This is a genomic window from Bacteroides sp. 43_46 (genome assembly GCF_001915455.1).
GTDB lineage: Bacteria > Bacteroidota > Bacteroidia > Bacteroidales > Bacteroidaceae > Bacteroides > Bacteroides caccae.
Window position 1 is genome coordinate 32,150 of the sequence record NZ_MNQN01000133.1, and the last position, 11,691, is coordinate 43,840.

General features: G+C 46.2%; 10 protein-coding genes. 1 reads left to right on the forward strand and 9 read right to left on the reverse strand.

Going from position 1 to position 11,691, the window contains the following annotated elements; genetic code table 11:
- Window positions 1–42: 42 nt before the first annotated feature.
- The 9 genes from lepA to dnaB all read right to left on the reverse strand — a co-directional run bounded on the left by lepA (window position 43) and on the right by dnaB (window position 10,423).
- Window positions 43–1,824 (reverse strand): translation elongation factor 4, encoded by a 1,782-nt coding sequence (lepA, locus tag BHV72_RS17020; RefSeq protein ID WP_005676190.1) that lies wholly within the window; start codon window positions 1,822–1,824, stop codon window positions 43–45.
- Between the two features lie 127 nt (window positions 1,825–1,951).
- Entirely contained in the window at window positions 1,952–2,152 is a 201-nt protein-coding gene (locus tag BHV72_RS17025) for a winged helix-turn-helix domain-containing protein (RefSeq protein ID WP_004295603.1), read from the reverse strand.
- 153 nt (window positions 2,153–2,305) lie between these two features.
- The gene (locus tag BHV72_RS17030; protein ID WP_005676197.1) at window positions 2,306–2,767 is read right to left on the reverse strand and encodes a C-GCAxxG-C-C family protein; all 462 of its coding nucleotides are present in this window, start codon (window positions 2,765–2,767) and stop codon (window positions 2,306–2,308) included.
- Window positions 2,754–3,542, reverse strand: coding sequence for an exodeoxyribonuclease III (locus tag BHV72_RS17035; RefSeq protein ID WP_032855045.1), 789 nt, complete (start codon window positions 3,540–3,542; stop codon window positions 2,754–2,756). Before BHV72_RS17035 ends, BHV72_RS17030 begins: the two co-directional genes overlap by 14 nt.
- Window positions 3,543–3,570: 28 nt before the next feature.
- Window positions 3,571–4,824 carry an Nramp family divalent metal transporter gene (locus BHV72_RS17040; RefSeq protein ID WP_005676199.1) on the reverse strand — a complete coding sequence of 418 codons (1,254 nt, stop codon included), beginning with the start codon at window positions 4,822–4,824 and terminating at the stop codon, window positions 3,571–3,573.
- Window positions 4,825–5,022: 198 nt separating this feature from the next.
- Window positions 5,023–5,268, reverse strand: a complete 246-nt coding sequence (locus BHV72_RS17045) for a TIGR03905 family TSCPD domain-containing protein (RefSeq protein WP_005676200.1) — start codon at window positions 5,266–5,268, stop codon at window positions 5,023–5,025.
- A 7-nt stretch (window positions 5,269–5,275) separates the two neighbouring features.
- Window positions 5,276–6,016 (reverse strand): YebC/PmpR family DNA-binding transcriptional regulator, encoded by a 741-nt coding sequence (locus BHV72_RS17050; protein WP_005676202.1) that lies wholly within the window; start codon window positions 6,014–6,016, stop codon window positions 5,276–5,278.
- A 31-nt stretch (window positions 6,017–6,047) separates the two neighbouring features.
- The gene (gene pheT, locus BHV72_RS17055) at window positions 6,048–8,510 is read right to left on the reverse strand and encodes a phenylalanine--tRNA ligase subunit beta (RefSeq protein ID WP_005676203.1); all 2,463 of its coding nucleotides are present in this window, start codon (window positions 8,508–8,510) and stop codon (window positions 6,048–6,050) included.
- 344 nt (window positions 8,511–8,854) lie between these two features.
- Window positions 8,855–10,423 (reverse strand): replicative DNA helicase, encoded by a 1,569-nt coding sequence (gene dnaB / locus BHV72_RS17060; protein ID WP_005676204.1) that lies wholly within the window; start codon window positions 10,421–10,423, stop codon window positions 8,855–8,857.
- A 187-nt stretch (window positions 10,424–10,610) separates the two neighbouring features.
- On the opposite strand from dnaB, the gene ispE reads away from it, so the two are divergent.
- Window positions 10,611–11,441, forward strand: coding sequence for a 4-(cytidine 5'-diphospho)-2-C-methyl-D-erythritol kinase (gene ispE / locus BHV72_RS17065; protein WP_149928209.1), 831 nt, complete (start codon window positions 10,611–10,613; stop codon window positions 11,439–11,441).
- The last annotated feature ends 250 nt before the right edge of the window (window positions 11,442–11,691 follow it).

Consider the following 11,691-nt stretch of genomic DNA (forward strand, 5'->3'; position numbering starts at 1 on the left):
TTCAGAAAACCTCTCTGAAAAAACTGCTTGCGGTTCTTTTTTTTAATCCAGTTTTAATACTGCGAGGAAGGCTTTCTGCGGCACTTCCACGTTGCCAATTTGTTTCATTCGTTTTTTACCTTTTTTCTGCTTTTCAAGCAGCTTGCGCTTACGGCTCACGTCACCGCCATAACATTTGGCAGTCACATCCTTGCGAACCGCCTTAATCGTTTCGCGGGCAATAATTTTCGCCCCGATAGCGGCTTGAATAGCAATCTCAAACTGCTGGCGGGGAATCAGTTCCTTCAACTTCTCACACATCCGGCGTCCCATATCATACGCATTGTCAAAGTGGATCAGTGTAGAAAGCGCATCCACAGGCTCACCATTTAGCATGATATCCAGCTTGACCAGTTTCGAGGGACGGAAACCGTTCGGATGATAATCGAACGACGCATATCCTTTCGAAATACTTTTCAGGCGGTCATAGAAGTCAATCACAATTTCCCCCAAAGGCATATTGTAATATATCTCCACCCGGTTGCCGGAAATATATTCCTGTTTAAGCAGTTCCCCGCGCTTGCCCAGACAGAGCGTCATGATCGGACCTATATAATCGGTCGTTGTAATAATAGACGCTTTGATATACGGTTCTTCAATGTGATCTATCAACGTCGGATCAGGCATACCACCGGGGTTATGCACCTCCTTCATATTGCCTTGCTTGTCATATATATTGTAAGATACGTTAGGCACCGTAGTAATCACATTCATATCAAACTCACGATCAAGACGTTCCTGCACAATCTCCATGTGAAGCAACCCGAGAAAACCGCAACGGAAACCGAAGCCCAACGCCAACGATGATTCGGGCTGGAAAGTCAAGGAAGCGTCGTTCAACTGCAATTTCTCCAGAGAAGCACGCAAGTCTTCAAAATCTTCCGCCTCAATCGGGTAGACCCCGGCGAACACCATAGGCTTTACTTCCTCAAAACCCGCAATCGCCTTGTCACACGGACGAGCCACATGGGTAATGGTGTCTCCCACCTTTACCTCTTTCGAAGTCTTGATACCGGAAATGATATAGCCTACATCTCCCGTGCGAAGTTCATTCCGGGGAACCAGTTCCATTTTCAGCACCCCCACCTCGTCGGCGTCATACTCCTTGCCGGTATTGAAAAACTTCACTTTGTCACCTTTACGGATCACTCCGTTCTCAATCTTGAAATAAGCGATAATTCCACGGAAAGAGTTGAATACAGAGTCGAAAATCAAAGCCTGTAACGGTGCTTCCTCATCCCCTTCGGGATGCGGGATACGTTCGATAACGGCTGCCAGGATTTCTTCCACTCCCATACCCGTCTTACCGGATGCGCGGATAATTTCTTCCCGCTTGCAACCCAGCAGTTCCACAATCTCATCCTCCACTTCCTCCGGCATGGCACTGGCCATATCGCATTTGTTGATAACGGGAATAATCTCAAGGTCGTGTTCAATAGCCATATACAGGTTGGAGATCGTCTGTGCCTGTACTCCCTGCGATGCATCGACAATCAGCAATGCACCTTCGCAAGCGGCAATGGAACGGGACACCTCATACGAAAAGTCCACGTGCCCCGGAGTATCAATCAGGTTGAGTACATACTTCTCCCCCTTATAGTTATACTCCATTTGGATAGCATGGCTTTTGATCGTGATCCCTCTTTCCTTCTCCAAGTCCATATCATCAAGCATCTGCCCCGTGGTCACCTGAATGGTGTTGGTAAACTCCAACAAGCGGTCGGCCAGGGTTGACTTACCGTGGTCGATATGAGCAATAATGCAAAAGTTGCGTATATTCTTCATGCTAAATTCTTATTATTTTATCTTTTTGGTGTGCAAAGATACGTAAATGGCGGAATATAAAAAAATGCGTTGATAACATTATGACAATGTACCAACGCATTTTTTTATTGCTTAAGTGATTGCTCGCTTAGATCAATTTGATGAAGAGTTCACCTTCCACTTCTTCCACAGAGACTTTGTCTTCTCTCAATAACCAGCCAAGTCCGAGGAACAAATCTTTGTCAACCAATTTAGTTGCTTTTTTCAATTGCTTGGCAGTCATTCCTTCTGTTTCGTTCAGTGCATTCCAGATAGTACCTGCGATTACACCTGCTTTTTCTTTCAACATTTGCTTTGAAATTTTAGTTAGACATGCTTCAAATCATCCTGTCCGACGACTTTCAGATTTTATTTCGGGGACAAAGATAGATATTTTTATGTTATAGAACACTTTATTGAGTGTTTTTTTACTGATTTTGTAATAAAAAAAGCATTTTTTCCTTCATTTAGGGTGTTTTTCGAGATATTCCACCCAGATTCTTGCCGCTTCTTCCACCATTTTTGCGCACGGGCGTTTGCTATAATACTGAGCTGTACGTTCTTCCGGAATAGTGGAAACCGGTTCTTTTTTCTTTAATCCCAACAATTCCGCACAAATCAGAGAGCCGTTACGTTTTTTAAATTCGGCTGCCAGTTCCTGCACTACCGCATAATTGGCAGCTTTTCCTTCCCGGTCTGCCGCCTCCGTAGCCCCCGTTTTCAGGCCGGCCACCAGAAACAACCCGCACGCAGCCCCGCACGTCTCGCGCATGCGTCCTATTCCTCCGCCGAAAGAGGCAGCCATACGCAATGCCTGTTCCTGTGTAAATCCGTACATATCGGCAAAAGCAGCCACAACAGACTGTGAGCAATTGTATCCGCTCTTAAAAAGCTCCACCGCTTTTTGTATTCTATCTTCTTCCATAAACTATTTCGTGTTTTTTTATTTCCAACATCATCGGACAGTGGTCCGAATGCATGGCGTCATTCAAGATACGTGCGCTCATCAGTAACGGGCGGACCGGTTCGCTGGCCATGCAATAGTCGATTCTCCAACCCTTATTCTTGGCACGCGAGTTAAAACGGTAACTCCACCAGGTATACTCCTGTTTTTCCGGATAAAGCATACGGAACGAATCAATGAATCCCGCTGCAAGGAAACGGGTCATCCATTCCCGTTCTTCGGGAAGGAAACCACTGTTCTTTGCGTTCCGGACAGGGTCATGAATATCAATCGGCTCGTGGCAAATATTATAATCACCGCAAAGAATCAGGTTCGGACGAGACTTCTGCAACTCCAGCACATACTTCTGAAAGTCTTCCAGCCACACCATTTTAAAAGCCTGACGCTCATCCCCGCTTGTCCCCGAAGGATGATAAACACTGACCACGGACAAATCTCCAAAGTCCGCACGTATAAAACGCCCCTCATTGTCGTATGCCTCCATACCCATTCCGTACTCCACGTGATCCGGTTCCTGCTTCGTAAGTAAAGCCACTCCGCTATATCCTTTCTTTTGTGCCGAATACAGATAGGACTTATAGCCCAATGCTTCGAACACCTCTACCGGATACTGGTCCGGTTGCAGTTTTGTCTCTTGCAGACAAAGAATATCGGGATTCTCCTGCTCCAGCCATTCCGGCAGTCCTTTAGATACGGCAGCACGAAGCCCGTTTACATTATAAGTAATAATCTTCATCATTCTATATTTTTAATTCATGTTCATTTCAGGAGAATAGCAGCATGATGTTCAGTACCGATACTATAATCGCAATGGCATACAGCACAAATGTGCTCCAACGGCTATTGACATACTCTCCCATTACCTTCCGCGAGGAGGTCAGCCCCACTTGCAGGAATACCGTGAAAGGCAATTGGATGCTGAGTATCATCTGCGAAATAATCAGTCCTTTAAAAGGATCTCCGATAAAGAAAATCAACAACAGGGCAATTCCCAAAGACAAGAGCACGCCTACCTGCGAGTGACTGTCCTTGATATGATAAGACTCGCCGAAAATACCGGCAAAGATAGAACCTGCCGCCATTCCGCTTGTGATAGTGGACGAAATGCCCGCCATAAGCAAAGCCAGTGCAAACACGATTGCCGCATTACTTCCCAACAGCGGTTCCAGCAATGACTGAGCCTGTTGCAATTCCTCCACCTGAATGCCGCTTTTAAAGAAGGTGGCAGCCGCCAGCAGAATCATCGCGCTATTGATAGCCCAGCCCACAATCATTGAAAAAAGCGTATCAAACAACTCGTATTTCAACACCTTCTTGATAGAGGCGTCATCTTTTTTATTGTACTCGTGGCTCTGTATCACTTCCGAATGCAGGAACAGGTTATGCGGCATTACCACCGCCCCCAGTACGCTCATAATAATCAGCATACTTCCTTTCGGGAAAGCCGGAGTGACCCACCCCACCGTTGCGGCCGGCCAGTCAATATCCACCAGAAACAACTCATAAATAAACGACAGCCCGATCACCGAGACGAATGCGATAATGGAACGCTCGATCTTTTTGTAAGAGTTGGTGAAAAGCATAATGGAGACAAAAAGCGTTGTCAGCACAGCCCCCCATATAATAGGAATATCCAACAACATTTCCAATGCAATGGCACCGCCCAGGATTTCCGCCAATGAAGTGGAAATGGAAGCCAGCACCGCCGTTCCGAGTATAGGACGGGATACCCATTTGGGAGTGTATTTAGTGGCCGCTTCCGAGAGGCAGAGCCCGGTGACAATCCCCAGGTGGGCAACATTATGTTGAAGAACGATCAGCATGATAGTAGACAGGGTGACCACCCAAAGTAACGAATACCCGAATTCAGAACCTGCGGCAAAATTGGAAGCCCAGTTTCCCGGATCAATAAAACCCACAGTAACCAAAAGTCCCGGTCCGATATATTTAAAGAGATCCAGTCCGCCCAGATATCGCTTATGATCTTTTCGTTTTAAGTCTTGAAAAATATTCTTCATCTTTGCATAATAGTTTATCCAGTACAAATATACTTATAAAGTAACGATTGACAATCCATTTTAGTTCAAAATACCGACAAATTCGGAGAAGAACCGAAAGACATACAGAAGCTTTTTGCCGAACAATAAAAGAAGCCCCCGGCAAAAACAATTTGCCGAAGGCTTACAATCAACTATTAAGAACAAAAAAATTGTCAATCAATATCCCATTTCATGCAATGCACGGCATAGTTGGTCGGGACAAGACGTCGGTCTGCCACCGCAACGAACCCCTTCAAGTTTCTTTATCACTTCTTCTACCTTCATGCCTTTCACCAGGCGTGAAATTCCTTGAAGATTACCGTTACATCCTCCCCAGAAGGCCACCTCTTTCACTACACCGTCTTCCACGTTCAGTTCGATGTTCGTGCTGCAAGTCCCCTGAGTTTTATAAACATATTCCATGGCCTGTTTATTCTTCTTCTCCGCCTTCCGGTTTCATGTTCGTATAAACAGTCTGCACATCGTCAAACTCTTCCAGACGTTCGATCATCTTATCCAAAGTTTCACGTTGTTCCGGCGTCACGTCTTTCAAGTCGTTCGGGATATAAGTAAAGTCTCCACCGACATCTTCGAATCCGCATTCTTCCAGATGTTTCTGGATAGCGGCATAGCTTTTCGGATCTCCGTAGATCGTGATTGTACCTTCCTCATCATCCTGTTCGTACTCATCTTCCACGTCGTAGTCAATCAGGTCAAGGATCAATTCTTCCATATCCATGCCCTCCTTGATTTTGAAAGTGAACATACACTTATGGTCGAAAAGGAAAGCCAGAGAACCCATAGTTCCGAGGTTACCGCCGAATTTATTGAATACGGAGCGTACATCAGCCACCGTGCGGGTTGTATTATCAGTCAGCGTATCCACAAAAACAGCAATTCCGTGAGGACCGTATCCTTCGTAAGTCATGCTCTTGTAGTCGCTCTGGTCTTTACCCAATGCATTTTTGATAGCACGTTCGATATTGTCTTTCGGCATATTCTCACGCTTACAAGTAGCGATTACCGAACGCAATGTCGGGTTATTTTCAGGTTCCGGACCACCAGCCTTCACAGCAATGGCAATCTGTTTACCCAGTCTTGTAAATGTTTTAGCCATGTGGCCCCACCGTTTCAACTTTGCGGCTTTTCTATATTCAAATGCTCTTCCCATTGGTTTATATTTTTAGATTGAAATTTAAAGTTTATCTAAGTTTAGCACCCAGTTTATCTTCCAGATTCTTCACCAGTTTCGACATAATCTTATCAATCATCTTGTCGTTCAGAGTCTGGCTTTCATCTTGAAGCAGGAAGCTGACTGCATACGATTTCTTGCCCGGTTCCAGGTTCTTGCCTTCGTATACGTCAAAGAGTTCCACTTCTTTCAGCAACTTTTTCTCCGTATCATAAGCGATCTTCTCGATTTCGGCAAACTGCACATTCTTGTCAAGCAACAATGCCAGGTCACGTTTCACGGCCGGGAACTTGGATATTTCCTTGTAGCTGATTTTCACCGAACGGATCGCTTTCATCAGCTCCTTCCAGTTCAAGTCAGCATAATACACTTCATTGTCAATATCAAATGCCTTCAGCAGTTTCTTAGTCACCACGCCGAACGATGCGAGACGCTTGCCTCCCTTGGTATGTACAGAAAGTGCCGCAGCAAAAATGTCATCAGTCAGATTACCTACAACCAGATTGTGCAAATCCAGTCCCAAGCGTTTCAGGATATTCTCCACGTAAGCTTTCAGTTCATACACCGAACTGCTCTCATCCGGATGTGCCCACGAGTTAACCACCTTCTTGCCGGTCACCCATAAGCCCAGATGATAGTCTTCCGTATAAGGAGCCAACACCTTTTCCGGATTCTTCTTGTCGGCATCGAAATAGTAGCAGTTACCGAATTCAAAGAATTTCAGATCCGCATTCTTGCGGTTGGCATTATGCGCAATGCTTTCCAGTCCGCCGAACAACAAAGTCTGGCGCATACAGTTCAAGTCCGCACTCAACGGATTCAGCAACATCACCAGGCGGTTGGACGGATAAGCTTCCAGTCCGTCATAATAAGCGGCGCGAGTCAGCGAGTTATTCAATATTTCATTGAATCCGCAACCCACGAGTTGCTCTGCAACCAGATTCTGCAATTTATTTGATTTATCATTTTCGCCTTTTGTAGTCAGGCTCGACTTCAGCGTAGACGGAATTTCCACATTATTATATCCGTAGATGCGGAGAATATCTTCGATTACGTCACAATCACGCTGCACGTCCACACGATAAGGAGGAACCGACAATGTCAGCCCTTCGGCAGTTTCGTTGGTGATCTTCATTTCGAGGCTGGTTACAATACTCTTGATTGTTTCCACCGGAATCACTTTACCTACCAGTGAATGCACCTTCCCGTAATTCAGTTCCACTACGAAATCCTTCGCAGGAGCAGTAAACACATCTTTAATTTCAGAAGAGATCGTGCCTCCTGCCAATTCTTTCACCATGATAGCAGCCAGTTTCAGGCAGTATATCACTCCGTTCGGGTCGATACCACGTTCGAAGCGGAAAGAAGCGTCCGTATTCAGTCCGTGACGGCGGGCAGTCTTGCGCACCCATGTCGGGTGGAAATAGGCGCTCTCGATGAACACATCCGTCGTAGCTTCGGTAGAACCGGAATCCAGTCCGCCGAACACACCGGCAATGCACATCGCTTCTTCTTTATTGCAGATCATCAGGTCGCGTTCGTTCAACTTGCGTTCCACTTCGTCCAGTGTGACGAACGGAGTACCCTCGGGCATTGTCTTCACAATCACCTCGTTGCCTTTTATCTTGCCTGCATCAAAGCAGTGCAACGGCTGACCGAAAGCATGAACGATATAATTGGTGATATCCACTACATTATTAATAGGACGCACGCCGATCAGACGCAGTTTATTCTGCAACCATTCGGGGCTTTCCTTCACGGTCACTCCTTTCACGGTCACACCGGCATAATGCGGGCAAGCCTCGCTGTTCTCTACTGTGACTTCAATATCCAGGTCGTGGTTTTCCACCTTGAAGGCGTCTACCGAAGGACGTTGCAGAGTAGCCTGTTTGCCGTTCTGAATGAGATAAGCATACAAGTCGCGGGCTACGCCATAGTGTGAGCACGCATCAGCACGGTTGGGCGTGATGTCCACTTCGAGCACGTAGTCGCTCTTGATATTATAATAATCCTTGGCGAGCGTACCCGGAACAGCTTCTGCCGGCAAAACGATAATGCCCGCATGGTCCGTACCGATACCGATTTCATCTTCGGCACAGATCATGCCGGTAGATTCCACCCCACGGATTTTTGATTTTTTGATCGTAAAACATTCGTCACCGTCATAGAGTTTCGTACCTAAGGTAGCCACTACTACTTTTTGTCCGGCAGCCACATTCGGGGCTCCGCAAACGATTTGTACCGGTTCGCCGTCTCCCAGGTTGACAGTCGTAATGTGTAAATGATCAGAGTTAGGGTGTTCAACGCAAGTCAGCACTTCGCCGATTACAAGCCCTTCCAAACCGCCTTTAATGGTTTGTACTTCTTCCACACCACCTGTTTCCAGGCCGATTGATGTCAGCGCAGCCGCCGTTTCATCAGGCGTCAAATCGAAGTTGACATACTCTTTCAGCCAGTTATAAGAGATATTCATATAATTAATTTTTTATTGTTTCTCAAAAAGATTTGCAAAGTTAATAAGTTTTTTCGGTTGACCGAAAAGGTTTGAAAGAAAATTGAGAGTTATTTCACCACAGAGTAACACTGCCTGCCGCATGGTTTCCCCTCTTTCCGGAAGAAGGGGTGGCTGAAAGCCGGGGTGGTAGGTAGAAACATGGTATATTCCTTATTTAAAAAAAGGTAAAATCATTATTTTTCCTACCACCTCCCCCTACGGGTACTCCTCCTTCCAGAAGGAGGAGAAACTATGCAGAAAACTTATCTACAATAGTAAAACTATAAAGTAACGACTAAAAAGTAACAACTATAAAGTAACGACTAAAAAGGCAACGGCCCGTCTCCTCCTATCGGTGTCGCAAACGGATTCCCCGACTGCGGCTCAAAATCGGGTGCCGGCGGCGGAGGGACAGAACCAACACTATCGCGATTCATCTTCGACCCCAGCATAGGCCCGACAGTCTCGCCCGGCATCGGAATAACCATATCGTCCTCCGGATTCGAGAAACGGGTAAACTCACCCTTGAACCGGAGCAGCACCTCGCCTACCGCACCGTTACGATGCTTGGCAATCACGATTTCCGCCATACCACGGAGGTCGTTGCCACGATCGTCCTGGTAAATCTTATAATATTCCGGACGGTGAATAAAGCACACCATATCCGCATCCTGTTCAATGGCTCCCGATTCACGAAGGTCACTCAACTGGGGACGTTTTCCGTCGATACCTTCACGGCTCTCCACTCCACGATTCAACTGTGACAGTGCGATGATCGGAATATTCAACTCTTTCGCCAATCCTTTCAACGAACGGGAGATCGTACTCACCTCTTCCTGACGGCTGCCGAATGCCATACCACTCGCGTTCATCAGCTGAAGGTAGTCGATAATAATGATTTTCACCCCGTGTTCACGTACCAGACGGCGCGCCTTTGTCCGGAGCTCGAAAACCGAAAGAGAAGGAGTGTCATCCACATAAAGCGGTGCATCCAGCAGATTTTTCAGTTTATAGTCCAACTGCTGCCATTCGTGTCCGGCCAACTGCCCGCTCTTAATCTTTCCGCTCTCGATTTCACAAACATTCGATATCAAACGGTTGACCAGCTGGACATTACTCATTTCAAGAGAGAACAGTGCTACCGGATTCCGGAAGTCCACAGCGATATTCTTGGCCATGGAAAGCACGAAAGCCGTCTTACCCATGGCGGGACGGGCGGCAATAATAATAAGGTCTGAATTCTGCCAGCCGGAAGTCATCTTGTCCAGTTTCGTAAAACCACTCTCAAGACCACTCAAACCGTCGGTTCGTGCCGCAGCCTTCTGAATCAGTTTGTAGGCCTCGTCAATGACCGGATTAATCTGCGTGTAATCCTTCTTCATATTCTGCTGCGAGATCTCAAACAGCTTGCCTTCCGCTTCCTGCATCAAGTCGTCCACATCCAGCGTTTCATCAAAAGCCTTGCTTTGAATATTACTTGTAAACGTAATCAGTTCGCGTGCCAGTGACTTCTGCGCAATGATACGCGCATGATACTCAATATGCGCCGAAGAAGCCACCTTACTGCTCAGCTGGGTGATATAGAAAGGACCTCCCACTTCTTCCAGTTCCCCGCGTTTACTGAGCTGTTCTTTCACCGTCAGGATATCCACCGGTTTCTGATTGACAGCCAGGTCGGTTATAGCGGAATAGATTAACTGATGTCGATGTTCATAAAAAGATTCAGGACGAAGGATCTCACTCACTAACGAATAAGCGTCTTTCTCAATCATCAAAGCTCCCAATACAGCTTCTTCCAACTCAGGTGCCTGCGGTTGGATACGACCATAATCATTCACCGGTTGTACTTTAGCAGACTTTGTGTTACGGGTATTTCTTTTCTGTTCGGCCATTAGGATTGTTTCTGTTTTTACGATTTATCATTTTACGATTCGATTGGGGCGGTCTTTTCCGACAGGCCCTCTTTCAATCGGGACGACAAAGATAAAATATAATAATGAAGAATGAATAAGGAAAAATGAAGATTTTAGTAACTTTGCCCCCGAATACATAATCGTAGCATAAAAAATAAATAACACCATGATTACTTTCCCGAATATCAAAATAAACCTGGGGCTGTCCATTACGGAAAAACGTCCTGACGGATACCATAATCTGGAAACTGTTTTCTATCCCGTCGCTCTCGAAGACGCTTTGGAAATCAGAACCAATCCCGAAGCCCAACAGAAATTCACGCTCCACCAGCACGGAATGGAAATAGCCGGCAATCCGGAAAATAATCTGGTAGTAAAAGCTTATTTGTTATTAGACAAGGAATTTCACCTGCCTCCTGTCGAGATTCATCTGTACAAACATATCCCTTCAGGAGCCGGACTGGGAGGCGGTTCGTCGGATGCCGCCTTTATGTTGAAGTTGCTCAATGAACATTACAACCTCCAATTGTCCGACAACCAACTGGAGGACTACGCCGCTACCCTGGGAGCCGACTGTGCCTTTTTCATCAAAAACACACCGACTTACGCCGAAGGTATCGGAAATATCTTCTCCCCGATAGAGCTATCCCTGAAAGGTTACCGGATTATGATTGTGAAGCCGGATGTTTTCGTATCCACCCGGGAAGCCTTCGCCAATATCCGTCCCCACCGTCCCGAATATCCGGTCAGAGAGGTTATCCGTCGTCCGGTCGCAGAGTGGAAAGATACATTAATCAATGACTTCGAAGCGAGTGTCTTCCCGCAATACCCCGTTATCGGAGAAATAAAAGAAGAACTCTATCACCAGGGAGCAATCTATGCCTCCATGAGCGGTTCAGGTTCTTCCGTATTCGGCTTGTTCGCCGCCGGCACCACACTGCCGGAGATAGATTGGGGGACTAATGCATTTTGTTTTAAAGGTACGCTAAGCGAATAGTCCTTCACCAACATAGACTCTTTTGCAAATCTTAGAAGCCCAACATTGCAGCGGGTTGTATATTCAACACGTTTGATACAAAAATACTAAATAGGGTTCTTCTTCAAATTTGGTGGTAAACTTACTTAGGAAAATAATAATTTGATAGCTTATAGTCGATAGTATTCAACAATAATTTGATAGTCGATAGTATTCTCCATTCTCCTCCTTCGGGAAGGAGGAGTCCCCGTAGGGGGAGGTGGTAGGTGAA